This window comes from Nocardiopsis sp. NPDC050513 (genome assembly GCF_044457925.1).
Classification (GTDB): domain Bacteria; phylum Actinomycetota; class Actinomycetes; order Streptosporangiales; family Streptosporangiaceae; genus Nocardiopsis.
In genome coordinates, this window is record NZ_JBITHK010000001.1 from 455,338 (window position 1) to 479,997 (window position 24,660).

Here is a 24,660-nt window from a genome sequence, read left to right on the forward strand (position 1 = left end):
CCGGGCGCTGCCGTCGGGATCGTGTCCGGTCACCGACGCGTCTCCCTGGCGGTGGGGTCGACGAGTTCCCCGGTCACGGCGAGCGCGCACCCGACGACGAGGGTGAGGAAGGCGACCCGCGCGTCCCAGACCGTCGTGGTGACCGCGATGGTCAGGAAGCGCGTGGGCTGGCTGAAGACCATGACGCGCCGGATCGCGGCGGGCAGGGGCGCTCCCCCGGCCCGGTCGGGCTCGCCGTGGGTGCCGGCGTCGGCCGCTTCGGCGGTGGTCTCCGCGGCGTCGCGGACGGCGGTTCCCGTGGAGGAACCGGGGGCGACGCCGTTGCGCGAGGCGGCTGGGCGCCCGTCGGGGCCGCCGAGGAGGCGGTCGGTGAGCCTGGGGTCGTTCTCCTGGGTTCCCCTGGGGGGCGGTGGCACGAGCCCGGTCAGGAGCCGGTTGGGGCCGCGGCGGCCGTGGGGGGCCGTGGGGCCGTGGGGCCCTCCGTCGCCATGGGCGTCGGCGTGAGCGCCGCGCTCCCCCTGCCTCCTGGGCCCGCCCTGGACACCGCCGTCGCGGCGCGCGGCGGCCCCGCCCCCAGAGGCGGCTCCGCCGCCCGTGCCCGCCCCGGACGGCGCGGAGCGCACGACCAGGAACGTGTCCCGCAGGGCCAGCGCGATGAGCGCTCCCGCCGCCCAACCCCACGCGCCCTGGATGCCCGCCGCGACCGCCCCGAGGGCGAGCCCGACGTAGACGGCGTACTCGCGCAGTTGGCCGAGCATGGCCGCGAGCCACATGGTGAGCGCGTCGCGGCGGTCGGTGCGGATGCGCGCCCGCACGGAGTCGCAGAACAGCACGACCCCGAGGAGGGCCGAGCCGACGAGGCAGCCGACCGTGTCGGCCTGGGAGAACCAGACCGCCGCCGCGATCGCCGCCACGACGCTGATCCGTGTCACCCCCGAGCGGGTGACGCACCTGCGTTCCAACATGCGCGCGGTGGCCCGTGCCACCGAGTCCTTGGCCATGGTCGTGCCTCCTCCAGCCGTGCTGGGAGCCACCGTTACCTACACTGAGTGACCATTCAACCACTGACACGCACATAGCGCCTGGTAAGACGTGGTGAGGGCCGAGCGACCGCGTTTCGGGCATGCCCGGACAGACGCGAGCGCACCTCCGGGGTCGGAGGTGCGCTCGCCGTCAGCCGTCCAGGGGAGGGACCGGACCGGAGCCCGTCAGGCCGCCTTGCCGCCGCCCGTGGGACCCCCGCCGTTCTCGCGCTCGGCCTCGGCCTTGCGCTTCTTCTCCTCCTCGCGCTTCTTGCGTTCGGCGATCTTGGCCTGGGTGTCCTCGTTGTAGGCGTCCAGAGCCGCCTCGATGTCGGTGTCCAGGGCGAGTCCGCCGCCCTTGACGTACAGACCCCGGTTGCAGAACCGGCGCAGGTCCCTCTCGCTGTGGGAGACCAGGACCATCGTGCGCTGGTTGGCCAGCATCCGGTCGATCGCGTCGTAGCACTTGCGCTTGAACGCCTTGTCCCCGACCGCGAGGACCTCGTCGACCAGCATGATCGGGTGCTCCAGCTGGGAGATCAGCGCGAAGCCGAGCCGGACCTTCATGCCGCTGGAGTAGTGGCGCACCGGGGAGTCGATGAACTTCGACTCGATCTCGGCGAAGTCCACGATCTCCTCGAAGCGCTCGTCGATCTGTTTCTCGGACATGCCGTGCAGCGAGCCGACCAGGTACACGTTCTCGCGGCCGGTGAGGTTGTCGTTGAAGCCCGCCCGCAGCTCCAGCAGCGGGGCGACCTTGCCGCGCACGTGGACCTCGCCCTCGTCGGGCATGAGCACGCCCGCGATGAGCTTGAGCAGCGTCGACTTACCGGTGCCGTTCTTGCCGACGATGCCCACGCAGTCGCCGCGGGCGATCTCGAAGGAGACGTCGCGCAGGGGCCAGAACTCGTCGCCCTCGGCGTTGGGGTCGCGCTTGGACCCGTGGATGAACATCTCGCGCAGGCTGCGCTTGCGGCGGCGGTTCACGGCGAACTTGACGCCGAGCCCCTTGGCCTCGATGACCGGCCCGCCGGTGCCCTCGGCGCCGTAGGTGGTCTGCGCCATCACAACTCCTTCAGGACGGACATCTCCAGGCGGCGGAACGTCCAGTATCCGATGACCAGCATCAGGACGGAACCCACCACCGAAGCGGACAACGCCAAGGTCGTCGGCGTTAGTTCCCCGAACCCAGCGAACCACACCGTACGGTGCATCTGGAAGATCCCCATCAGGGGGTTGAGCTGGAAGAGCGTCGCCGCCCAGCCCGGGACCGCGTCCGCGTCCAGGACCATCGAGGCCGGGAACAGGATCGCCGAACCGTAGAACAGCACACGCGTGACGATGCGCGTCAGGCGCTCCACGTCGCGCAGCAGGACGTTGACCGAGGACAGGAACAGGGTGACGCCCAGGCCGAACATGAAGGTCAGCACGACCGCCAGCGGCAGCCACAGGAGCAGGCCCGCGACGGAGGGGCGACCGCCGAGCGCGAACACGAAGACGAGCAGGACCGGCCAGGTCAGCAGGTACTCGACGAACTTCGTGCCCACGGTCGCCAGGGGGAAGATCTCCCTGGGCACCTTCATCGTCGTGATCAGCTTGGAGTGCGTGATCATCGCCCGGGGCGCCTCGCCGAGGATCGCGCCGAAGGTGGTCCACGGCAGGATGCCCGCGACGAGGAACAACAGGAAGCCGCCGCTGTCCGCGGCGCTCTCCGGCATCCCGCGGTTCGCGTTGAGGATGACGCCGAAGACGGTGAAGTAGACCAACGTCATGGCCATGGGTTCCAGCATCGTCCACGCGTACCCGAGTACGGACTGCTGGTACTTGACCTTCAGGTCGCGCCGGACCAGGAGGCCGACGACCCTCCGGTGCTCCCAGACGGCCAGCGTCCTTGACGCCACCGCCACCTCCAAGGGTTGATTCACGTCCGGGGTCGAAGCGTTCCGGACGGGCGTGTAGGTACTCACCTGCGCGCACCGGGCCGACATTCGCGGTTCCGCCCTCACCGGGCCCGCGGCACGGGGGGCGTGTCCGGGCGAGTGGGGGATGTCGCGGACCGCGCCCGGTCTCACGACCGTGTCAGAGGAGGTCCGGACCGGGCACGCCATACAGGCGTCCATAGGTTACCGCCGCGGAGGAGGGGCCGAACCATCGGTCGGGTGCCCACGGAGGCCGTCCGCTAGTGTCGGCGACTGGATTCCCCGTGCGTGCACACGCGTCCCGAGAAAGGCGAAGAGATGTCCGCAGCTCCGCGCGTGATCGCCGCGGTCCTGGCCGGAGGGGTGGGCGCTCGGATGGGCGCGGCCACCCCCAAACAGCTGCTCCCGTTGGAGGGCCGGCCGATCATCGAGCACTCCGTCGCCGCCTTCGAGGCCTGCCCGGAGGTGGACGAGATCATCGTGCTGATGGTCGCCGAGCACGTGGGCCGGGTGGAGGACCTCGTCGCCGACGCCGGGTTCACCAAGGTCAGCGCGGTGCTGCCGGGCGGCGCCACCCGGACCGGGACCTCCTACGCGGCGCTGACGGCGATGGCGCCGGCGGCCGACACCGACCTGGCCCTGCTGCACGACGCCGCCCGACCGCTGCTCCGCCCGGCGACGGTCACGGCGTGCGTGGCGGCGCTGGGCGAGGCGGGCGCGGTCGGGGTCGCGGTTCCCAGCACGGACACGACCGTGCGGGTGGCCCCCGGCCGGACCGGCGGGGAGGCGATCGTGGACGTGCCCCCGCGCGCCGAGCTGCGCAGGATGCAGACGCCGCAGGGGTTCCGCCTGGGCGTGCTCCGCCGCGCCTACGCGCTGGCGATGGCCGACCCCGGCCTGGTCGCCACCGACGACTGCGGGGTGGTGCTGCGGTACCTGCCCGAGGAGGAGGTCCGGATCGTGCCGGGTGACGAGGGCAACATCAAGGTGACCAACCCGGGCGACGTCGAGATCGCCGAGGCGCTGCTGCGGCGGGCGCGCGTCCCGCGCGGGAACGGGAGCGCGGGGGAGGCGCGGTGAGCCGGGTGTTCACACCGACCGACGTGATCGGCCACCGGGGCGCCGGGCGCGGCGTGGTCGACGGCGCCGCGGAGAACTCCGCGGCCTCCTACGCGGCCGCGGCCGGGGCCGGGGCGGACTGGGTGGAGATCGACGTGCGCCGCACGGCCGACGACGCCCTCGTGCTGTACCACGACGCCGCCCTGGACGACGGACGGGCGATCGTGGACCTGACCGCGGACGCCTGCGCGGCGGCGGGCCTGCTCCGGCTGGAGGAGGGGCTGGCGGCCGTACCCGCCGAGGTGGGCCTGGACGTGGACGTCAAGTCGGTGATGGAGGACGCGGTGGACGCCCCGTCCCGCCGCACGGTGTCGCTCCTCCTCCCCCACCTGCGCCGGGAGGCCGCGCGGCGGCGCGTGTTCGTGTGCTCCTTCGACCCCGGTGTGCTGCTGGCCGTCCACGAGGGCGCGCCCGGGCTGCCGACGGCGTGGATGCCCTACGTGCGCACCCCGCTCGACCAGGCGGTCGCGGGGGCGGCCGGGATGGGCTGTCCGATCGTGGCGGTCGACGCACGGTCGCTCGGACGGACGGGCGACGCGCCCCGGCCCGGCCGCCGCTCGGTCTCCTACACCGTCGACCTGGCGCACCGCGCCGGGCTGGAGATCATCTCGTGGTGCCCCGACCCGGTGGACGCGGCCAGGTTCGCCGAGGCGGGGATGGACGCGGTCGTGGTGGACGACGTGCCGGGCACAGTGTCGGCGCTCAAGGCCGCCGCCGGGGGCGGCGCCGCCGGAGCCTGATCCGCGCGGTTCCCGCCGCTGGACGACCTGCGCCCCGCCGGGTCAGGCGCGTGCGGAGCGCGCGGCCCGCGCGGTGCGCGAGTCCGAGCCGAGCCCGGGCGGACTGGTGATGAAGCCCACACCCCACGACATGTGCATGGTCGTCAGGGCCAGCGGGACCATCGGCGCACTGGCGGCCGGCAGCCCCTTGGCGAGCGGCACCGACGCCGCCGCGACCAGGGCCAGGTACGCGGCGGGCACCAGGAACAGCGGCCACCAGAACACACCGCCGACCAGCCCGGCGAGGATGCCCGCCACGGCGACCGGCGGGGCGAGGTAGCGCAGGTTGATCGTGCCCTTGTGCTGGCGGGCCACCACCCGCCGCCAGCGGCCGTAGTGGAAGTACTGCTTGGCGAGCAGCCGCACGTTGCGCCGGGGCCGGTAGGAGACCCGCATGCGCGGCTGGAACCACACCGTGCCCCCGGTGGCGCGGATGCGGTGGTTCATCTCCCAGTCCTGGGCGCGCAGGAAGGCCTCGTCGTAACCGCCGACCCGTTCGAGCGCCGCGCGCCGGAAGACGCCCAGGTAGACGGTGTCGGCGGGACCGCCCTCGCCACCGGTGTGGAAGCGTGCGTTGCCCACGCCGACCTTGGAGGTCATGGCGGCGGCGACGGCCCTCTCCCACGGCGTGCTCCCCTCGGCGGCCATGATGCCGCCGACGTTGTCCGCACCCGTCTCGCGCAGCGTCTCGACCGCCACCCTCAGGTAGTCCGACGGCATCATGGCGTGCCCGTCGATGCGGGCGACGATGTCGTGGCTGGAGGCGCCGATCGCGGCGTTGAGCCCGGCCGGGGTCCGTCCCGTGGGGTTGTCCACCACCTTGACGCGCGGGTCCGCGGCGGCGAGCCCGTCGGCCACCTCGCGGGTGCGGTCGGCGGAGGGACCCACGCCCAGCACGACCTCCAGTTCGCCCGGGTACTCCTGGGCGAGGACGTGCTCCACCGCGGCGGCGAGGTGGCGCTCTTCGTTGAGGACGGGCATGACGACGGAGACTGGCGGCCAGGACACGGGGCACTTCCCAAGGTCAAGACGTGTCGGGACTGCGTGGTACGCGCGTCAACCGTACTGCACGCGGCGAGGCCGCTCCGCCGCCGCGCACGCGCGGACCGGACGGCGCCGGCCGGAGTCGGCGGACCGCGGCCTCCGACAGCCGGGGCGTCGACCCGTTCGTTCCCGGGTGAACGGTTCCCCGCCCGGCGGCGTCACACCCAAACGGACGACAACACGCCGAGGGTTGACATCCCGCGCCCTTCGGCGGATCGGGTGACAACCTAAGGATGAAGGACACCGCTGCACGGGTGGGACGGGGACTCCGATGGGCGACGACAACACCGGACGGCAGGGACCGCCGGAGGAGTTCCGGCGCAAGCGCTCCCAGCCGGTCCCGCCCGAGGCCCGCCGGTCGGCGCGGTCCGGTCGGGTGACGGTGCCCCCGCCCGCCGTGCGCCGCCGCAGAACCGGCCTGCTGGTGATGGGCGCTCTCTCGACGCTGGTCCTGCTCGCCTCCGGAACGTCGTGGGCCGTCACCGGCTGGATGTCGGGCGTGCTCAACCGCTTCGACGTGTTCGGGGCGCTCGCGTCGGGCGACCGTCCCGACAACCCCACCGGCGGGCTCACCTTCCTGGTGATCGGCTCCGACGCGCGCGGGGAGATGAGCCAGGAGAACCAGGACGCGCTGAGCGTGGGATCGACGCCGGGCCGACGGTCCGACGTCATCATGATGGTGCGGGTCAACGAGGACCGCGACCGGGTCAGCGTGGTCGGCATCCCCCGCGACCTGTGGGTCGACATCCCCGGCGAGGGCGAGGACAAGATCAACGCCGCCTACGCCTACGGCGGCCCGGCGATGACCGTCCGGACGGTGGAGTCCCTGACGGGCGTGCGGATCGACCACTACGTCGAGGTGGACTTCGAGGGCTTCGTGGACGTCGTGGACGCCCTGGGCGGCATCGAGGTGTGCCTGCCCGAGGCGATCGACGACCCGAAGGCGCAGCTGGACATGGCGGCGGGCACGCACGAGGTGGACGGCACCGAGGCGCTGGCCTTCGCCCGGACCCGCGCCACCGCCCGCGGCGACCTGGACCGGATCGACCGGCAGCAGCAGGTGCTGTCCGCGATGCTCGACCGGGCGACGAGCAGTCAGACCCTCACCGACCCGGGACGGCTGGCCACGTTCCTGGAGAGCGCGCTGTCCTCGGTGACGGTGGACGAGGAGCTGGACGGACGCGCGCTCAACGCGTTGGCGTACCAGCTGCGCGAGATCGACCTGTCGGAGGTGGCGTTCACGCAGGTGCCGATCGCCGACATGAACCACTGGACGCCGCGCGGTGACGTCGCGCTGCTGTGGGACGAGCCCGCCGCCCGCGACCTGTTCGCCGACATCCGCGCCGACCGCCCCATCGCCGAGGGGAACCCGGAGGAGGAGGCCTCTCCCGCGCCGCCGGACCCCGCCGACGTCCGGATCCGGGTGTTCAACGGGACCGCCACGCCGGGCATGGGCGCGCGGACCGACGACAACCTCTCCCAGGTCGGGTTCGACGTCATCGCCCCCGCGGAGAACTGGGACGACCGCGACGTGGCCACGACGCAGATCCGGTACCCGCGCGGCGCCGAGGCCGCGGAGGAGGCGCGGTTCGTGGCGGAGGTCTTCCCCGGTTCGGAACTGGTGGAGGACCGTACCCTGGACGACGAGATCCAGGTCGTGATCGGCTTCAACTTCACGACCTTCACCGCCCCCGAACTCCCGGAGCCCGAACCGGAGGCCTCGGCCTCCGACGGGCCCCTGGCCACGACGACCGCGCGGGACAACGTCTGCGCGTGATCCCGCGCGAGAGAGGTGACCCGTGCTCCGCCATCTGGTCGGTCTGCTGGCAGGCATCGCCCTGACGCCGGTCCTGTGGATCGCCGTCGCCTGGGGTGCCGACCTCCTCCCCCAGATCACCGAGGGTGACCTGACGGTCGCATCCGTGTTGTCCGTGGTGGTGATGTGCCTGGTGGGGATTGGCGGGGCCTACCTCGTGGCGGGCCACGTGTCCCCGCTGTTCGCCGCCTCCAGCGGCGCGCTGCTGACCGCGCTCGCGTTGTGGCCCGTGATCGCACCGGCGTCTCCCGGCGCGGTGCTCGGATGGCTCGATCCGGAGAGCTTCCTCCTTCCGGGCGGCGCCGGGTCGGCGGTCGCGCTGCCGCTGGGCGTGCTCCTGCTGTGCTCGGCCATGGCGCCCACCCGCTGGCGGGGGCTGCGCGAGGCCCCCGCACGGGTGGTCGCCAGCGCGAGCCGGGAGGACGTGCGCCGCGACGGCGCCGACGGCGTCCGGTGGCGCGAGGACGCGGGACAGGCGGGCGACCCGCGGTGGAACCGCGGGCGACGCGCGGGTGACGGGCCGTCCACTGTGACCGACACCATCGAGGACGCACTGCCCGACACTCCCCCCATGCCCGCGCCGCCTCCGGGCGGCGGGTACGAGGGCGACCCGGAGAAGACCACCACTCCGTTCCGCCGACGCGGCGACAGCGGAGCCGTGTGGACGCCGTTGGACGTGGACCCCGAGGAGTTCCCGGGTTCCGACGACGGCCGCTGACACCGTCCCCAGTCGCCCACGAGCGGACACCCGGTGCGTACCGCCCACTCCGCCCCGGTAACCTGTGCGCCTGACTGTTCACGTCGTGTTGGGTCACGCGCCACACCCCGGCGCGTAGGGTGATGCACCCCAAAGCATCACCGTCGGCCCCCGTGTCCGTTTTCTGCCCCCAAGCGGGGTGTTGACCCCTGTGAACGGGCACAACCAGGCACACGAGCGCGGACGGCGAGAACGGAAGGACTCCAGCAGTGGTCGAAGCGGAACGAATGCGCGTCTCGGTCATCGGCACCGGTTACCTCGGCGCCACGACGGCGGCCTGCCTGTCGGAGCTGGGCTTCGAGGTACTCGGGCTCGACGTCGACGAGGCCAAGATCGACATGCTCCGCTCCGGCCGTGTCCCCTTCTACGAGCCCGGACTGGACGAGCTGCTCACCGCGAACCTGCGCACCGGGCGGCTCTCCTTCACGACGTCGTTCGCCGAGGCCGCCGAGTTCGCCGACGTGCACCTCATCTGCGTGGGCACCCCCCAGCGCGACGAGTCCGGCGCGGCCGACCTCACCTACGTCCACTCGGCGATCGACCGGCTCGCCCCCCATCTGACCCGGCCCACCGTCGTCGTGGGCCGGTCGACCGTCCCCGTCGGCACCGCCGCGACCCTCACCGCCCGCCTGCACGCGCTCGCCCCCGTCGGCGAGGAGGCCGAACTGGGCTGGAGCCCGGAGTTCCTGCGTGAGGGCTTCGGCGTGGAGGACACGCTGCGGCCGAACCGGATCGTCATCGGCACCGACTCCCCCCGCGTGGAGAAAGCCGTCCGCGAACTGTGGCGGCAGCAGGTCGACGACGGCGTCCCCTTCCTGGTCACCGACCTCCAGACGGCCGAGCTGGTCAAGGTGTCGGCCAACGCGTTCCTGGCCACGAAGATCTCGTTCATCAACGCCATGGCCGAGGTGTCCGAGGCGGCGGGCGCCGACGTCATCCAGCTCGCCGAGGCGCTGTCCTACGACGACCGCATCGGCGGCAAGTTCCTCGGCCCGGGTCTGGGCTTCGGCGGCGGCTGCCTGCCCAAGGACATCCGGGCGTTCATGGCGCGCGCCGACGAGCTCGGCGTCGAGCCGGCGCTGTCCTTCCTGCGCGAGGTGGACGCGATCAACCAGCGCCGTCGCGCGCGCACGATCGACATCGCCCGCGAGCTCATCGGCGGGAGCTTCGCCGGCCGCACGGTCACGGTGCTGGGAGCCGCGTTCAAACCCAACTCCGACGACATCCGCGACTCGCCCGCTCTGGACGTGGCCTCGACCATCGCCTCGATGGGCGCGCAGGTGACGGTGTACGACCCCGCGGCCCTGGAGCGGGCCCGCGAGGCGCACCCGGAGCTGCGGTACGGCTCCTCGATGCTGGAGGCCGCGCGTGACGCGGACGTGGTTCTGCTGCTCACGGAGTGGCAGGAGTTCCGTGAGGCCAACCCGGACGAACTCGGCGAGGTCGTCTCGTCCACGCGGATCGTGGACGGACGCAACGCGCTCGACCCGACGTACTGGCGCGCCTCGGGATGGACCTACCGGGCCCTGGGCCGCCAGTAGCCGCCCGCGTGTCCGGCGCCCGCCCGAGGGTCATCGTCCCTCCCAGGATCTGACCGGCCCTCCGTGGGTTCGCCCCTCGGGCCGATCGCCCCTCACTTCGGGCAGCCGGGCGGCGAGCGGCTCCTCGTGCCCGCCGGGGAGCTCGCTCAGGTGAGGTCCAGACCGCCGTCGATGGTGAGGACCTGGCCGGTGAGCCAGGTGGTGCCCGGGTCAGCGAGCCGGAGAATCCATTCGGCGACTTCTTCGGGCTCGCCACGGCGGCCCAGCGGGATCTGCTGGGCTTCCGTCTCCTTGATCTGGCGCACGGTGGCCTCGGGCAGCCCGGCGGCCGACAGCGCCTCGCTCTCGGTGGGGCCCGGGGCCAGGGCGTTGACGCGCACGCCCTCAGGCGCGAGTTCGAGGGCCCACGAGCGCGTCAGGTGCTCGATGGCGGCTTTGGAGGCGGCGTAGTGGGCGGCGCCAGGCAGCGGCCGGTGGCCGTAGGTGCTGGAGACGTTGACGATCGTGCCTCGCCGAAGGCGCAGATGGGGCAGGACTGCGGCGGCCAGCAGGCTGGGAGCGGTGACGTTGAGCGTGAACAGGTCGGTGACGCGGGCGGCCTGGGTGTCGGCCAGCGGCATCATCGCGGTGGCGCCGGCGTTGTTGACGAGCAGGTCGATGCGGTTCCAGCGGGACGCGGCGGCCTCGGCGACCTCGGCGGGCGCCTGGGGGGAACGCAGGTCGGCGGGGTGGATGGCGATGCGGGGGTGCTGGGCGGCGGTTTCGGTCAGTGCGTCACGGCGCCGGCCCACGCCCAGGACGTGCGCTCCGGCGTGGGCCAGGGCGACCGCGGTGGCGCGGCCGATGCCCGATCCTGCGCCGGTGACGATCGCGACCCGCCCTCCGAAGCGCTCCCGGACCTCCTGCTGGTGCTGTGGTGGTGTGGTCATCCCGCCTCCTTGTTCGATGTTCGTTGAACATCGAACAAGCTAGCATGGGGGCATGAGGAGAGCACACCACCCGGCGACCGAGGACGTGGCGTTGCCCGACATCATGGGGGCGCTCAGCGACCCCCTGCGCATCGGGCTGGTACGGGTGCTGGCCGACGGCGGCGAGCGCGGCTGGGGCGAGCTGCGGGCGCCGGTCGCCAAGTCGACGCTCAGTCACCATGTGCGGGTGCTGCGCGACGCGGGCGTGATCCGTACCCGCCAGGAGGGCACCCGCTGCTTCGTCCGGCTGCGCCGCGAGGACCTGCGATCGCGTTTCCCTGGCCTGATCGAGGCCGTCGTGGCAGCGGCCGACACCGACGGCGTGGGCAACGGTGTCGGTCTCGTGCCCGGCGCGTGACGCGTCGGCGGTGGGTACGCCCGGGGGCGGCGGCCCCGTCGGGGAGTTCGCCTCCGTGGTGGGGAAGCGTGCGTGCCGTGTGCGGTGCCCCAGCAGCGGTGCGGGCCCCGGCCGGTCTCCGGACGCTCGCGCCGGAGGCCGACCAGGGCTGACGGGTGGGATCTCAGGACCGGGCCGGACTCAGGCCGTGATCTGCGTGAGGCGGAGCCGGTTGCCGAAGGGGTCGCGGAGTCCGCAGTCGATGCCGTACGGGCGCTCGGTGGGCTCCTCGGTGAACTCGACGCCCTTCGCCAGCAGCGTCTCGTAGGTCTTACGGCAGTCGTCCGTCGTCAGGATGAACCAGCCGCCCATCGCCCCCTTGGTGACCAGGTCGCGCACCTGCGCGGCGGTCTCCTCGGACATCCCGGGCCCGCCCGGGCGCTCCAGCAGGATCTCCCGTTCGGGGTGGCCGGGCACGTGGACGGTCAGCCACCGCATGTCCCCGAGGTCGATGTCGGCGCTGACCTCCAGGCCGAGCTTGCCCACGTAGAAGTCGAGGGCCTCGTCCTGGTCGAGGACGAAGATCTGTGAGTGCGTGATCGCGTTGAACATGTCCCCGACTCTAGAGAGCGATCCGGGAGAAGACTTATCCGAATCCGCTCAGTCCCCGCCCGGCGCGGGAGCCGTCCCGCTCGGCCGCGCCCACGCCATGGTGAAGCACGTGGGCACGACCGGGGTCGCCGCCTCCTGCCGGAACCGCCTCGGCGACGTCCCGACGATGGCGCTGAACGTCCTGCTGAACGTCCCCAGGCTCCCGAAACCGACCTCGAAGCAGATGTCCGTCACGCTGCGGTCCGTCGCGCGCAGCAGGAACATCGCGCGCTCGACGCGACGGCGCTGGAGGTAACGGTGCGGCGACTCGCCGAACGTCGCCCGGAACGTCCGCGAGAAGTGCGCCTCCGACACGTGGGCGATCCGGGCCAGGGCCGGGACGTCGAGGGGCCGCGCGTACGCGCGGTCCATCGCGTCCCGTGCCCGGAGCAGGCGGCGGTTGCTGTCCTCGGTGGCGCGGTTCACGGCGGCTCGCTCAGCGGCCCAGACCGAACCCGGTGGGCCTGCCGTCGTCGGCGACCTCCCGGCGCAGCCGCTCGCCCTTGGCGTAGGCCTGCGACCTGAGCCCCTCCTGGAAGCGGGACATCCGCTCGGTCAGATCCGGGTCGCCCGCGGCCAGCATGCGCACGGCCAGCAGTCCCGCGTTGCGGGCGGCGCCCACGGCCACGGTCGCCACGGGCACGCCGGCGGGCATCTGCACGATGGAGAGCAGGGAGTCCATCCCGTCCAGGTACTTCAACGGCACGGGGACGCCCACCACCGGCAGGGTCGTCACCGACGCCAGCATCCCCGGCAGGTGGGCGGCGCCGCCCGCACCGGCGATGATCGCCTTCAGACCGCGGTCGGCCGCCTCGGTCCCGTACTGGATCATCTCGTGCGGCATGCGGTGCGCGGAGACCACGTCGGCCTCGAAGGGGACGTCGAACTCGCGTAGGGCGTCGGCGGCCTCGCGCATCACCGGCCAGTCCGAGTCCGAGCCCATCACGATCCCCACGACGGGGCCCCGCCGGTTGGCGCTGTCGGTCACTGGTCGTCTCCTCGAAGGTAGTCGGCGGCGTCACGGGCGCGCTCCAGGAGGTCCCGGTAGTCGTCGCCCGTCACGGTGACGTGCCCGATCTTGCGGCCCGGACGCACGTCCTTGCCGTAGAGGTGCACCTTCACCTCGGGGTCCTTGGCCATCACGTGCAGGTAGCGGCGGTAGACCTCGGGGTCCGCGCCGCCCAGCACGTTGGCCATGACGGTGTAGGGGGCGGTGGTGCGCGGCGCGCCCAGCGGCAGGTTGAGGACCGCGCGCAGGTGCTGCTCGAACTGGGAGGTGCGGGCGCCCTCGATCGTCCAGTGGCCGGAGTTGTGCGGGCGCATGGCCAGCTCGTTGACGACCACTCCGTCCGCCGTCTCGAACAGCTCCACGGCCAGGACGCCCGTGACGTCCAGGGCCTGCGCGATCTCGATGGCCAGCTCCTGGGCGCGGGTGGCCTTCCCCTCGTCCAGGCCGGGGGCGGGGGCGATCACCTCGTGGCAGATCCCGCCGCGCTGGACGGTCTCCACGACCGGGTACACCGCGACCTGGCCGTGCGGGGAACGGGCCACCTGGACGGCCAGCTCCCGGGAGAAGGCGACCTTCTCCTCCACGAGCAGCGGCACCTCCTCGGCGACGGCGCGGCCGACGACGTCCGCGGCCTCCTCGGGGGTCCCGACGATCCACACGCCCTTGCCGTCGTAACCGCCGCGCGCCGCCTTGAGGACGACGGGCCAGCCCAGATCCTCGGCGAACGCGGTCACGTGGTCCGGCGTGGTGACCGGGCGCCACCGCGGGGAGGGGGCGCCCAGCTCGGCCATCCGGGTGCGCATGCGCAGCTTGTCCTGGGCGAAACGGAGGGCGTCACGGCCGGGACGCAACAGCCCGCCCGCCTCCTCGACGGCGCGCAGGACGGGTTCGGGCACGTGCTCGTGGTCGAAGGTGACCACGTCGCAGGCCTTGGCGAAGGACAGGACGTCGTCCAACCCCCGGTCGTCGCCCAGGGTGACGTCACCGCAGACCAGGGCGGCGCTGTCGCTCGGGCTGGCGGCCAGCACCGAGAAGTCCACGCCCAGGCCGATGCCCGCCTGGTGGGTCATCCGGGAGAGTTGTCCGCCTCCCACCATTCCGACACGGGGGACGATGCGGTTACGCTCGCTCACAGTTCCTCAACTCATGCTCGTCAACCGCGGTGACGGGACGGCTCCGCGCGATGCGGAACCTGGCCGTGACGGCTCGGAACCCGCGGCCGGGGTCTTGCTCCAGCCCCCGGGCTAGAGTCTAGGGCGTGCCCGCCCGGTACCCCCAGGGTGGTGCCGTCCCCCCAGGTGAACGAACCTCCGGAGTGCCAGGCTCCAAGCTACCCCCGACAGGAGTTCCCTTCCGTGCGTGAGTTTCGCCAACGGCACCCGAGGATCGCGGGGATCGCCGCTGAGGTGGGCAAGTTCGGATCCGTGGGCGCCGTGGCCTACGTCGTGCAACTCGGGATGACCAACGTGTTGTGGAGCATGGGTGTGGGGCCCATGCCCGGCCAGGTGGTCGGCACGGTGTGCGCGATCGCGGTGGCCTTCGTGGGCAACCGGTTCTGGACGTACCGGGACCGCGCGCGGACCGGGTACGGGCGCGAGACGGTGCTGTTCCTGGTGATGAACGGCGCGGGGATGCTCCTCCAGCTCGGCTGCCAGGGGTTCGCGGTGTACGTGTTGGAGCTGGAGAGCCAGCTGGCGCACAACATCGCGGGGAACGTGGTGGGCGTGGGGCTGGGGACGCTGTTCCGGTTCTGGTCGTACCGGACGTGGGTGTTCCCGGTCGCGGAGGAGCGCGCCCGCGTGGGCGGGTGAGCCGGACGGAGGTCCGGGGGTGTGCCGGCGGCCCGAAGCCCCCGGTCGCCGGGCCGGACGGGAGGGGTCCCGGGGGACGCCCCGGTCACCGCGGGAAGCGCGACGCCACCAGGCCTGCCGACCTCCCCCGCCCTCCTACGCCACCGCCGCGCGGCTCCTCCGCCGTACCCCCGTCCGGCGGGCGAGCCACGTGGCGCTGAGCGCGTACACCCCCGTCGTCCCGACCGCGAGCGCCAGCCCGATCGGCCCGCCCATCCCGGGCGGGCCGGCGCCGATCACCAGCCCCGTGCCGATCGCCGCCGTCCGGTCCTCCAGCACGCACAGCGCGAGCTGGGCCATACCGTTCACCAGGTGCAGACCGATCGCCGCCTCGAGGCCGCCCGTGCGCCAGGTCAGCCACGCCGCCCCCGTGCCCATCACCGTGAGCGCGGCCGTCGTCCACACATCGTCGGGATACACGGACGCGTACAGGGCGGCGAACAGCGTGCCGCTGGCGAGGATCGCCGGGCCGGGTGAGCGCAGCACCCGGGCCACCGCTCCCTCCCCCGTACCTCCGAGCGCGCCGACCCACTGCATGAGCAGCCCGCGCAGCGTGAACTCCTCCGCGGCCGACTGGAACGGCACCAGGAGCACGATGACCGACACGGACACCGCGGCCCCGCCGGACATCGCGCCCAAGCGCACCTCGTCGGTCAGCACCATGTACAGCGCCATGGTCGCCGCGACGGGCACTGCCGCCAGTCCGACGCAGCGCACCAGGAAGGCCCAGCGCAGGTGGCCGTCTACCGACATCAGGGTCCCCACGCGGCGCCACTGCACCACACGGACCACGAGCAGCACGATCGGGATCAGCAGCGCCGTCGAGACCAGCCCGATCGCCAGACTCGCGATCTCCCCCAGCCGGACGGAGCCCGGCGAGAGCCCGCTTCCGCCCGCCAGTGCCACGATCGTCATCGCCAGGGCCACGGCGACCCACAGGAAGAACAGCAGGAACGCGAGGACCATCAGAGACAGGGGAGGCATCCACCAGCGATACCGCGCCCCCCGCCCGAGCCTGTGATACGACTCACCCTCCGGAACCTCCGCGGGGGCGAACTCACTGGTCCGCACCGGTCTCGGCGGCGGCCACGCCCACACCGACGGGTCCGGGTTGACCGCGGGGTGCCCTCCCGGGGGCGTGAGCCGCCCGCCTCCCGGCGGTCCCGCCCACATCTGCTCGTGCGTCCACGCACCCCGCGCCCGCCCGTCCGGCCCCTCCGGGGCGGCGGGCCAGGACGAACCAGGCGGTGGTGGCGCATTTCCCATGGTGCGCAGAGACTACTATCCGGCTGTGTATTGCCAGCGTTAAGGGCACGCCGTTAACGCCTGGTCACAGGAGGGATCCCCGCCGGTCACGCGCTCCGCACGCCCCCCGGGCCGTCCCCGTTCGTGCCCGCGCCCAGCCGACCGGGCCCCGTGCCGTCCCGCCCGTGCCCCCGCCGTCCGCCGCCCGCCCGACGGAGGAATAGCGCGGTGCGCCGACCCCGTTGGAACGGATGGCACGTGGGAGCGACACCACAGGCCAACACCCCGTTCCGCTGACCTACGATTGAGTACATGTCCTCCACACCATCCACCGAGCAGGTACACAAAGCCCTGGCCACGGTGCAAGACCCGGAGATCCGCCGTCCCATCACCGACCTCGGCATGGTCAAGAGCATCGACATCGCCGACGACGGTGCCGTCAGCGTCGGCGTCTACCTGACGGTGGCCGGGTGTCCCATGAAGGGCCGCATCGAGAAGGACGTGACCGAAGCGGTGACCAAGGTCGCCGGGGTCACCTCCGTCGCCGTCGAACTCGACGTGATGAGCGACGAGCAGCGCAAGGAGCTCCAGACCAAGCTGCGCGGCGGCCAGGCGGAGAAGGAGATTCCCTTCGCCAAGCCCAATTCCCTGACCAGGGTCTTCGCCGTCGCCTCCGGCAAGGGCGGCGTCGGCAAGTCGTCGGTCACCGTCAACCTCGCCGCCGCCATGGCCGCGCAGGGGCACAAGGTCGGTGTCGTCGACGCCGACATCTACGGCCACTCGGTGCCGCGCATGCTCGGCGCGTCGGACTTCCCGACCAAGGTCGAGGACATGATCCTCCCGCCCACCGCGCACGACATCAAGGTCATTTCGGTGGGCATGTTCACGCAGGGGAACCAGCCGGTCGTGTGGCGCGGCCCCATGCTGCACCGCGCACTCCAGCAGTTCCTGTCCGACGTCTTCTGGGGCGACCTCGACGTCCTGCTGATGGACCTGCCCCCGGGCACCGGTGACATCGCCATCTCGGTCGCGCAGCTGCTCCCCTCCGCGGAGCTGCTGGTCGTGACCACTCCGCAGCAGGCCGCCGCCGAGGTCGCCGAGCGCGCGGGCGCGATCACCGCCCAGACGCACCAGCGCATCGCGGGCGTCATCGAGAACATGTCGTACTTCGTGCCGCCGGAGGGCGGCGAGCCGCTCCGCCTGTTCGGCGAGGGCGGTGGCCGGACCGTCTCCGAAGCGCTCACCAAGACGCTCGGCACCGAGATCCCGCTGCTGGGGCAGGTTCCGCTGGACACCCGTCTGCGCGAGGGCGGTGACGAGGGCAGGCCCCTCGTCCTGACCGACCCCGACGCCGAGGCCAGCAAGGTGATCGCTTCGATCGCCGACGGCCTGGTCGGCAAGCCGCGCGGACTCGCCGGGATGCAGCTGGGCATCACGCCCGCCGGACGCTAGCCCTGGGCGGGACACCCGCACGCTCGGACCGCACGCGTCCGCGCCGCGGGTGGACGCCCCTGCGAGGGGCCCGGAGAGTCGGACTGCTCCCTGGAAGTCGGACTGGAGAATCCAGTTCCTTCGGCCGGGGAGCAGTCCCAGGGGAGCGAACAGCTCACTCGCCCCGCCGGGTCGCCGCCGCTCAGTCCGTGGAGGACCCGAGCGTGACCGTGGTCGTGTCCTCGTCTCCGTCGCGTTCGAACACGATGTCCACCGCGTCGCCCGGCGCGCGGTCCCGCAGCATCGCCAGGAGCTCCTGGCCGGAGTTGACCGCCCGCCCGTCGAAGGACGTGATCACGTCACCGGGCGCCAGGCCCGCCTCGTCGGCCGGTCCCCCGTCCGCCACGGCGCCGGAACCGTCCGCGATCACCGCGCCGGCGACGGGGCTCTGGAGGTCGAACTCCGCACCCATGTCGGCGTAGGCGGTCGACTCGTTCTCGATCAGCTGGTCGACGACGCTCTGCACCTCCGCGGACGGGATCGCGAAGCCCAGGCCGATGCTGCCCGTGCCCTCGCCCATGGAGCCGCCCATGGTGTAGATCATCGAGTTGACCCCGATCACCCGGCCCTGGAGGTCGACCAGCGGCCCCCCGGAGTTGCCCGGGTTGATCGCGGCGTCGGTCTGGAGCGCGTAGAACCGGCTCGCGCTGCTCCCCTCGGGGCTGACCGGGCGGTCGACGGCGCTGATGATGCCCTGCGTGACCGTGCCCTGCAGCCCGAGGGGCGCTCCGATCGCGATGACCTCGTCGCCCACGACGACGGCTTCGGAGTCCCCGAACTCCAGAGGTTCGACGTCGATCGGTTCCGCGAGGGACAGGACCGCCAGATCGGAGCTGGGATCGGCGCCGACGATGGTCGCGTCGGACAGACTCCCGTTGCTGTACTCGACCTGCATGCCGCCGCCCGCCAGCGCCGAGGACACGTGGTCGTTGGTGACCACGTAGTTCCCCTCGATGACGAACCCCGAGCCGCCGCCGGACACGCCCGGGTCGGCGCTGCCGATGTACACCACGCTGGGGCTGACGCGCTGGGCGACGCCCGCGATGGTGTCGGGGTCGCGCTGGGGCGCCTCGGGCGGCGGCTCGTTCATGACGGGCCCCTCCTCCTCGGGCGCCGCCTCCTCGCTCGACGCGCCGTTGAGGAGGGCCCCCGCGACCCCGCCCGCGCCACCGGCGATGAGGGCGACGACGAGCATGCCGGAGAGCGCCATCCAGACGGGCATCCCGCGCCGGGCCCGTTCGGGCTGCGGCAGCCGCGGCTGCTGACCCGTCGCGGCGAACTGCTGGGTCTGGAACTGGTGGGGTGCCGTCGCCGGCTGGTCCTGGGGAGCCTGGAGCTGCGGAGTCTGCGGCTGCTGGGACCGCTGCCCCGGCGGGACCTGCCCCTGCCCGGGAGCCGACGGGTGGGGGGACTGGCTCTGCTGTCGTGCGTGCTGGTGCCCCTGGGGCTGGTACTGCTGCAGTGCCTGCTGGGAGTGTTGGCCCTGCTGCGAATCCTGGTGCCTTGGGGGCATCTGCTCGGGCTGCCCCGCCTGCGCCGCATGACCCGGCTGCGGCTTGACCGCCTGGGGAGTGTGGGAGAGCTGGACGTGCGGGTTGCTCGGAGTCCCGGACGCGTCGCCCGGGTCTGGGGTGGGGCTGGGGTTCATGGGATCTCCACTGCCGGAGGGCGGGGGCTGGGGGCGTTTCCGTGACCGCGGGGTCCGGCGGTCGGGGTCGGTGGGGATGCGCCGACGAGGACGCCCTCCCGCTGCTTGGTGGGATCGGGCGGAGTGACCGGAACCGGCCACCGGGGGAGCTCCGCAGGTACCTGGCCCGAGGCGGACGCCACGCCGCGCCCGCCCGGATCGGGGGGTGTTCCACCGCTCGACGGGGCGGCCGGGGCCAGCCCGGTCCCCCGCGCCGAACGGCCGTTGTCCTCGCTCAAGACCTGCTCCGTACATCTGTGTGGTCGAGGGTCGGCGCGCGGCGCGTACGGGCGGGAGTTAGGGGACCCCCCACCTGGACAGACCGCGCTGCACTCTGGCCCAGAATCCGGAGCCCTCGGGCCCCGGCAGCGCGATCACCGCGGAGGAGGCCAGCCCCGCGGGAGCGTCCGCCAGGACCGCGAAGACGAACCCCTCGGACTGCCACACGCTCTGGTACTGGCCGACGTCACCGCCGAAGATCGTGCCATGCCGTGGTGTGACGCCACCTCCCCCCGCCCCGGTTCCGGTGTATCCGTCACGAAGTGCGGAGGGATGTTCCGTTCCCAGCTTCCCACGCTGCGTGAAGACGGACACCTGGGACAGACCATCCGAGTAGATGGCGTGCACGACACGGTGCTCCCCCAGGTAGGTGGACCGGGCGTCCACCAGCCGCAGGTTCCACGTGAGGTCCTCGGGCAGGCACCAGCCGCCGTCGCGGAGGGCGTCGCGCTCGTCGGCGGTCAGCACATCGCCCCAGGGCTCGCCGCCGTGGGCCCCCTCGGGCCAGTCGCCCTCCCCCACGCGCACATCGGTCAGGCGGGAACTCAGCGCGGCCTCGCCCGACTCCTCGTAGACGGTGCGTCCGACGAGCAACCCCGTCTCGGTGTCCACCCAGAACCGGCCCGCGACCGAGCCGTCCGACCGGTCGGCCTCCACCAGGCGGACGGCGCGCCCGTCCAGCTCGGCGGGGCCGACGTCGGTGACGTGGTAGGTGTCCTCCAGCATCCGCAGCAGGCGCTCGTCGAGCGCGTCCAGCTCCGAGGAGTCGCGCACCACGAAGGCGCCGTCGGTCTCCCCGCCGTCGAGGCCCCCGCCGACACGGGCCAGCGCGATCCCCTGCCCGGGCCGGCTCACCACACGCAGCCTGATCTGCCGGTCCGTGCCCCCGGCCGCCCCGGTCCCGTCCGCCGGGCCGGACACCGTGCGCACCGCCGTGTAGGACAGCTCGTCCTCGGTGAGGGCGGCCCGCCGCAGGACGCGCATCCCGTCGTCGCCGCCCTCGGCGGGCACGTCGGAGGAGTCGGGGTGGGACCCGGCGGTCAGGCACAGCACGCACAGAGCGACCAGGACCACCAGGGCGAGGGACGGACGGGAGGAGGGCTCCTCCGCGCTCACCGGGTCGTTTCGGTCGGGCTCGGGGCTCCGACGGTCTGGGGCTGCCCTCCCCGCACCCCGACCGAGCCGGGCGCGCCCGGCTCGGAGGCGGGGGTCTCCGGGGCGACGACCGGCACCTGACGCGTGGTCATCGCGTGTTCGACGGCGTAGTCGGCGAGCCGGGGTTCGACGATCGGCGTCCCCCCGTCGTCCCCGCCCGCGACGAACGCCGAGCCGAGCAGTGCCGTGGCCACCGCCACGCCCGCGACCGCGTACCGCCTGCCCGGGAAGGGTGGAAACAGGTGGGCGAAGCGCTCGGCGCCGCGGCGGCGCACCGGGCGGACGTCGGGGATGGTGCGGGCGTCGACCACGGGCTCCGTCGCGGTGGCCACCGGACCGGGGTCGGCCGCCTCGGCGGCGAGCGGGCCCGACGGACCGCCCAGCCCTCCCCACGGGCCGCCGAGAGGGCGGGAGGAGCCCAGGGGCGGACGCATCCCGAATCCGGCTCCGCCGGGCGGTGGTCCCGGGCGGTCGCGACCGTCCCCAGCGGCCCCGGCGTCCCGTGACAGGCTGGTCAGGCGGCCAAGGAAGTCGTTGTCCAGCTCGGGCTCGCCGAGACCGGTCAGCCGCCGCTTGAGCCTGCGCGTCATGTCGGCCTCGAAGCGGCACGGCTCGCACTTGGCCAGGTGGATCAGGGCGCGCTCGTGCTCGGCGGGGGCCAGTTCGCCGTCGACGAGCGCGGAGAGCCGCTCCCCGAGATGGTCCATGCTCATTCCGCCTCCCCGTTGGTCACATGGGCGCCGTGCGCCTCCTTCTCGGCGGACAGGGCCCGCCGGTGTTCCAGAGCACGGCGCAGCTGGGCGCGGCCCCGGTGGATGCGGCTGCGGACGGTTCCGAGCTTGACGTCGAGCGTCGCGGCGATCTCCTCGTAGGAGAGGCCCTCGATGTCGCACAGCACGACGGGGGCGCGGAACTCGGCGGGCAGGGCGTCGAGGGCGCTCTGGACGTCGGCGTCGAAGTGGCGGTCGTCGTAGCGCTGGGCGGGCGAGGGCTCCCGCCCCTCCAGGCGTTCGTCGGCGTTCTCGGCCAGCCCCTCGAAGCGGATGCGCGCCTTGCGGCGCGCCATGTCGAGGAAGAGGTTGGTGGTGATGCGGTGCAGCCACCCCTCGAAGGTGCCGGGCGTGTAGTTGGCCAGGGAGCGGAACACGCGGATGAAGACCTCCTGAGTGAGGTCCTCGGCGTCGTGCTTGTTGCCGGTGAGCCGGTAGGCGAGCCGGTACACCCGGGGTGAGTGGACCCGAACGACCTCTTCCCAGCTCGGGGGTTCCCATGCCTCGAATTCCACGGCTGGGCCGGTCTCTGGCACCGTTGCTCCCTTCATCCCGTCGACGCGACGCACGTGGGTTGCTCGGGGGGAGGTACTTCGTGGCGATCGACGTGCGTTCCTCCCGATTCAACGCTGGGAGACGCCCGTTAAGTTCCCGCCGCCACGCTCGGAGTTCGCGGCCGTTCAGGCTAATCTTGCGCCAGGGACGTGACCCGATCGCGAACATCGCACCACGGTGTGTGACGTGTCGCTGGTCAGGGAGTCCGCCCACACCGTGACCACCGTAGCGGGAGGCCGTCATCACCAGCACGGATCAGAGCGCGGCCCGGATCACCTGGGTCCGGACCGAGCAGGACCGCTTCGCCCAGGACGCCGTGGGGGACGGCCCCCTGGTCGACGCCTACGAGACCGCGAAGAGGTCGTCCGCGCCGCCCGTGGACGCGGTGACGGGCGCGGCGCTGCGGTTCCTGGCCGCGGCGATCGGGGCGCGGTCGGTCGTGGAGGTCGGCACGGGCTGCGGCGTGTCCGGAGTCTGGCTCCTGCGCGGCATGGCCCCCGACGCGATCCTCACCTCCGTGGACACCGACGCCGAGTACCAGGCCTACGCCCGCACGGTGTTCGCCGGCGAGGCGTTCGGCGCGGGCCGGGCGAGGCTGATCCGCGGGCGGGCGCTGGAGGTGCTCCCACGGCTCACCGACGGCGGGTACGACCTGGTCTTCGTCGACGCCGACCGGGAGTCCTACCCCGAGTACCTGGCCGAGGCCCAGCGGCTGCTGCGTCCGGGCGGCGTGGTGGTGTTCCACGGCGCGTTGGCCGCCTCCTCCGAACCGGACGGGCCGCTGCGCGCCCCCGACCCGGCCGAGACCGCCGTGCGCGAGGTGGTGCAGCGGGTACGGGAGGACGGCGCGTTCGTGCCCTTGCTGATGCCCGTGGGCGAGGGACTGCTGGCCGCCATCCGTCCCTGACCGCGCTTCCCCGGGCGGTTCGGGTACGCGGCGGTGGTCGCGATGCGCGAGGGGCGTGTGGTCGCGGCGGGCCCGCCGACGCAGGTCTTCGTCCCGGACGTGCCGCGCGAGGTGTTCGGCGTGGACGGCACGCTGGTGGACGATCCGGTCACCGGACGCCCGCGGCCGTTGACCCGGCCGCGGACGGTCGGACGTCAGCGCGCGGCGAGCCAGCGCAGCAGCGTGCGCGTGGCGAAGGCGGTGCCGCCCTTGCTGAGGATGCCGTTCTCCTTCATCGACCGGCCGGGCCCGGCGATGTCGAGGTGGGCCCAGGGCACGTCGCCGGTGAACGCGCGGAGGAACAGCGCGGCCTCGGTCGCGCCCGCCGGACCGAAGTCCTTGCCGCGGGTGCCGATGTTGGCCAGGTCGGCGACCCGGGACTCGGTGGTCGGGGTGTACTCGTCGGTGAGCGGCATGCGCCAGAGCGGCTCGCCGGAGTCGCGGCCCGCGCGCTCCAGTTCGGCGGCGACCGTGTCGTCGTCGCTGAAGAGGGCGCCGGTCCCGGTGCCGAGCGCGACCTTGGCCGCGCCGGTCAGGGTCGCCACGTCCACCAGGACGTCCGGGGAGAGCTCGGCGACCGCGTAGCCGATGGCGTCGGCCAGGACCAGCCGCCCCTCGGCGTCGGTGTTGAGCACCTCGACGGTGGTGCCCGAGTAGGTCGTGAGCACGTCGCCGACCCGTGTGGCGCTTCCGGAGAAGGCGTTCTCCGCCAACGGCAGCAGACCGGTGACCCGGACGGACACTCCGACCTCGGCCAGGGCCGAGAGCACCGCGAGGACGATCGCCGACCCGCTCATGTCGGTCTTCATCAGCATCATGTTGTCGTTCGGCTTGAGCGACAGGCCGCCGGTGTCGAACGTGATGCCCTTGCCGACCAGCACGACGTGCTCGGCGGGGTTCTCGGGGGTGTAGGAGAGCTGGACCATGCGCGGGGGCCGGGAGGAGCCCTGGCCGACGCCCAGGATGGCGCCGAAGCCGCCGTCCACGAGGTCCTTCTCGTCCCAGACCCGGATCTGGAGGCCCTTCTCGGCCGCGACCTCGCGCGCACGCGAGGCCATCCACTCCGGGTCCTTCTCCAGGGAGGGGGTGTTGATGAGGTCGCGCGCCAGAGCGGTGGCCGCGGCGAGGTCCGCGCCGCGGCGCAAGGCGTCCGCGAGGTCCGCGACCGCCTCGCCCACCACGTCGAGGGTCTCGGCGGGGCGCTTGTCCCCGGGGGTCTCGCCCGTCTTCATGCCGAACGTGTAGGAGGCGAGCAGCGCGCCCTCGGCGAAGGCCGTCGCCGCCTCGGCGTCCGCACCGGGCCAGGCCAGGGCGACGCTCCGTCGCCCCCTGGCCGCCCGGGACAGGGCCGCTCCGGCCTTCCGGAGGTCCTCGGGCGATGCCGAGCCCACCCCCAGAAGCGCCAGCCGCGCCAGGCCCTGGTCCCGGGACACCGGGAACTGGACGAGCTCTCCGGACGTGCCGGTGAGCGAGTAGTGCGTGAACAGATCGGTGAGCGGGGCGGGAAGGGCTCCGGTCAGCCCGCTCCCAGCGACCCCTTCGACCGCCTTCGGTCCGCCGTCCCCCGCGCGCACGGGCAGGACCAGCAGGTCCGCGGTGGAATCGGCGAGGTTTCCCGGTCGGGGCTGGATCTGCGTGGCGAAGGGCACGGGCCGCTCACAATCGTTCACTGATTCGGGAGGTGTACAACCTCGGGGGTCGTCAGGGGACTCCGGCCCGG

The 24,660-nt window shown here is 72.9% G+C and carries 24 protein-coding genes; 9 read left to right on the forward strand and 15 right to left on the reverse strand.

Annotated features, from left to right (window positions below):
- Positions 1–29: 29 nt before the first annotated feature.
- The 3 genes from ACIBFB_RS01960 to ACIBFB_RS01970 all read right to left on the reverse strand — a co-directional run bounded on the left by ACIBFB_RS01960 (position 30) and on the right by ACIBFB_RS01970 (position 2,935).
- Positions 30–1,001, reverse strand: coding sequence for a hypothetical protein (locus tag ACIBFB_RS01960; protein ID WP_397225120.1), 972 nt, complete (start codon positions 999–1,001; stop codon positions 30–32).
- Between the two features lie 207 nt (positions 1,002–1,208).
- Positions 1,209–2,087 (reverse strand): ABC transporter ATP-binding protein, encoded by an 879-nt coding sequence (locus ACIBFB_RS01965; protein WP_397225122.1) that lies wholly within the window; start codon positions 2,085–2,087, stop codon positions 1,209–1,211.
- Positions 2,087–2,935, reverse strand: coding sequence for an ABC transporter permease (locus ACIBFB_RS01970; protein ID WP_397225436.1), 849 nt, complete (start codon positions 2,933–2,935; stop codon positions 2,087–2,089). Before ACIBFB_RS01970 ends, ACIBFB_RS01965 begins: the two co-directional genes overlap by 1 nt.
- Before the next feature lie 324 nt (positions 2,936–3,259).
- Between ACIBFB_RS01970 and ACIBFB_RS01975 the strand changes: the two genes are divergently transcribed.
- Both ACIBFB_RS01975 and ACIBFB_RS01980 read left to right on the forward strand, forming a co-directional pair.
- The gene (locus ACIBFB_RS01975; RefSeq protein WP_397225124.1) at positions 3,260–4,021 is read left to right on the forward strand and encodes a 2-C-methyl-D-erythritol 4-phosphate cytidylyltransferase; all 762 of its coding nucleotides are present in this window, start codon (positions 3,260–3,262) and stop codon (positions 4,019–4,021) included.
- Positions 4,018–4,800, forward strand: coding sequence for a glycerophosphodiester phosphodiesterase (locus tag ACIBFB_RS01980; RefSeq protein ID WP_397225126.1), 783 nt, complete (start codon positions 4,018–4,020; stop codon positions 4,798–4,800). The genes ACIBFB_RS01975 and ACIBFB_RS01980 overlap by 4 nt, the downstream gene beginning before the upstream one ends.
- A gap of 42 nt (positions 4,801–4,842) precedes the next feature.
- On the opposite strand, the gene ACIBFB_RS01985 is transcribed toward ACIBFB_RS01980, so the two are convergent.
- Positions 4,843–5,847 (reverse strand): glycosyltransferase family 2 protein, encoded by a 1,005-nt coding sequence (locus tag ACIBFB_RS01985; RefSeq protein ID WP_397225128.1) that lies wholly within the window; start codon positions 5,845–5,847, stop codon positions 4,843–4,845.
- Between the two features lie 307 nt (positions 5,848–6,154).
- Here ACIBFB_RS01985 and ACIBFB_RS01990 point away from each other — a divergent pair, with 307 nt between their 5' ends.
- The 3 genes from ACIBFB_RS01990 (at position 6,155) to ACIBFB_RS02000 (ending at position 9,997) form a co-directional block, all read left to right on the forward strand.
- The gene (locus ACIBFB_RS01990) at positions 6,155–7,660 is read left to right on the forward strand and encodes an LCP family protein (RefSeq protein WP_397225129.1); all 1,506 of its coding nucleotides are present in this window, start codon (positions 6,155–6,157) and stop codon (positions 7,658–7,660) included.
- 22 nt (positions 7,661–7,682) lie between these two features.
- Positions 7,683–8,417: a YIP1 family protein gene (locus ACIBFB_RS01995; RefSeq protein WP_397225131.1), complete on the forward strand. Its 735-nt coding sequence runs from the start codon at positions 7,683–7,685 to the stop codon at positions 8,415–8,417.
- A gap of 248 nt (positions 8,418–8,665) precedes the next feature.
- Entirely contained in the window at positions 8,666–9,997 is a 1,332-nt protein-coding gene (locus ACIBFB_RS02000; protein WP_397225133.1) for a UDP-glucose dehydrogenase family protein, read from the forward strand.
- Positions 9,998–10,143: 146 nt separating this feature from the next.
- Here the strand turns inward: ACIBFB_RS02000 and ACIBFB_RS02005 are convergent, their stop codons facing one another.
- Positions 10,144–10,926: an SDR family NAD(P)-dependent oxidoreductase gene (locus tag ACIBFB_RS02005; RefSeq protein ID WP_397225135.1), complete on the reverse strand. Its 783-nt coding sequence runs from the start codon at positions 10,924–10,926 to the stop codon at positions 10,144–10,146.
- Positions 10,927–10,978: 52 nt separating this feature from the next.
- Between ACIBFB_RS02005 and ACIBFB_RS02010 the strand changes: the two genes are divergently transcribed.
- A complete protein-coding gene (locus ACIBFB_RS02010; protein WP_397225137.1) occupies positions 10,979–11,323 on the forward strand; it encodes an ArsR/SmtB family transcription factor in 345 nt (114 codons plus the stop codon).
- 180 nt (positions 11,324–11,503) lie between these two features.
- On the opposite strand, the gene ACIBFB_RS02015 is transcribed toward ACIBFB_RS02010, so the two are convergent.
- From ACIBFB_RS02015 to ACIBFB_RS02030, 4 genes are read right to left on the reverse strand one after another with little or no spacing between them, the layout of a single operon-like run.
- On the reverse strand, positions 11,504–11,914 hold the full coding sequence (locus ACIBFB_RS02015; RefSeq protein WP_397225139.1) for a VOC family protein: 411 nt from the start codon (positions 11,912–11,914) through the stop codon (positions 11,504–11,506).
- Between the two features lie 48 nt (positions 11,915–11,962).
- Positions 11,963–12,379, reverse strand: coding sequence for a helix-turn-helix domain-containing protein (locus ACIBFB_RS02020; protein ID WP_397225141.1), 417 nt, complete (start codon positions 12,377–12,379; stop codon positions 11,963–11,965).
- 10 nt (positions 12,380–12,389) lie between these two features.
- Complete coding sequence (gene purE, locus ACIBFB_RS02025; protein WP_397225143.1) at positions 12,390–12,941, reverse strand: 5-(carboxyamino)imidazole ribonucleotide mutase; 552 nt, start codon at positions 12,939–12,941, stop codon at positions 12,390–12,392.
- Entirely contained in the window at positions 12,938–14,095 is a 1,158-nt protein-coding gene (locus ACIBFB_RS02030) for a 5-(carboxyamino)imidazole ribonucleotide synthase (RefSeq protein WP_397225145.1), read from the reverse strand. Before ACIBFB_RS02030 ends, purE begins: the two co-directional genes overlap by 4 nt.
- A 222-nt stretch (positions 14,096–14,317) precedes the next feature.
- Here ACIBFB_RS02030 and ACIBFB_RS02035 point away from each other — a divergent pair, with 222 nt between their 5' ends.
- The gene (locus tag ACIBFB_RS02035) at positions 14,318–14,773 is read left to right on the forward strand and encodes a GtrA family protein (RefSeq protein WP_397225147.1); all 456 of its coding nucleotides are present in this window, start codon (positions 14,318–14,320) and stop codon (positions 14,771–14,773) included.
- A gap of 135 nt (positions 14,774–14,908) precedes the next feature.
- On the opposite strand, the gene ACIBFB_RS02040 is transcribed toward ACIBFB_RS02035, so the two are convergent.
- Positions 14,909–15,883 carry a type II CAAX prenyl endopeptidase Rce1 family protein gene (locus ACIBFB_RS02040; RefSeq protein WP_397225149.1) on the reverse strand — a complete coding sequence of 325 codons (975 nt, stop codon included), beginning with the start codon at positions 15,881–15,883 and terminating at the stop codon, positions 14,909–14,911.
- A gap of 486 nt (positions 15,884–16,369) precedes the next feature.
- Here ACIBFB_RS02040 and ACIBFB_RS02045 point away from each other — a divergent pair, with 486 nt between their 5' ends.
- A complete protein-coding gene (locus ACIBFB_RS02045; protein WP_397225151.1) occupies positions 16,370–17,509 on the forward strand; it encodes an Mrp/NBP35 family ATP-binding protein in 1,140 nt (379 codons plus the stop codon).
- Between the two features lie 181 nt (positions 17,510–17,690).
- Here the strand turns inward: ACIBFB_RS02045 and ACIBFB_RS02050 are convergent, their stop codons facing one another.
- The 4 genes from ACIBFB_RS02050 to sigE form a co-directional block, all read right to left on the reverse strand.
- Positions 17,691–19,196 carry a trypsin-like peptidase domain-containing protein gene (locus ACIBFB_RS02050; protein ID WP_397225153.1) on the reverse strand — a complete coding sequence of 502 codons (1,506 nt, stop codon included), beginning with the start codon at positions 19,194–19,196 and terminating at the stop codon, positions 17,691–17,693.
- A 336-nt stretch (positions 19,197–19,532) separates the two neighbouring features.
- Entirely contained in the window at positions 19,533–20,630 is a 1,098-nt protein-coding gene (locus ACIBFB_RS02055; RefSeq protein ID WP_397225155.1) for a transcriptional regulator, read from the reverse strand.
- The gene (locus ACIBFB_RS02060) at positions 20,627–21,382 is read right to left on the reverse strand and encodes a zf-HC2 domain-containing protein (protein WP_397225157.1); all 756 of its coding nucleotides are present in this window, start codon (positions 21,380–21,382) and stop codon (positions 20,627–20,629) included. Before ACIBFB_RS02060 ends, ACIBFB_RS02055 begins: the two co-directional genes overlap by 4 nt.
- Positions 21,379–21,990 (reverse strand): RNA polymerase sigma factor SigE, encoded by a 612-nt coding sequence (sigE, locus tag ACIBFB_RS02065; RefSeq protein ID WP_397225159.1) that lies wholly within the window; start codon positions 21,988–21,990, stop codon positions 21,379–21,381. Before sigE ends, ACIBFB_RS02060 begins: the two co-directional genes overlap by 4 nt.
- 320 nt (positions 21,991–22,310) lie before the next feature.
- On the opposite strand from sigE, the gene ACIBFB_RS02070 reads away from it, so the two are divergent.
- Positions 22,311–22,901, forward strand: a complete 591-nt coding sequence (locus ACIBFB_RS02070; protein ID WP_397225161.1) for an O-methyltransferase — start codon at positions 22,311–22,313, stop codon at positions 22,899–22,901.
- 194 nt (positions 22,902–23,095) lie between these two features.
- Here the strand turns inward: ACIBFB_RS02070 and ACIBFB_RS02075 are convergent, their stop codons facing one another.
- The gene (locus ACIBFB_RS02075) at positions 23,096–24,589 is read right to left on the reverse strand and encodes a leucyl aminopeptidase (RefSeq protein WP_397225163.1); all 1,494 of its coding nucleotides are present in this window, start codon (positions 24,587–24,589) and stop codon (positions 23,096–23,098) included.
- Between the last annotated feature and the right edge of the window lie 71 nt (positions 24,590–24,660).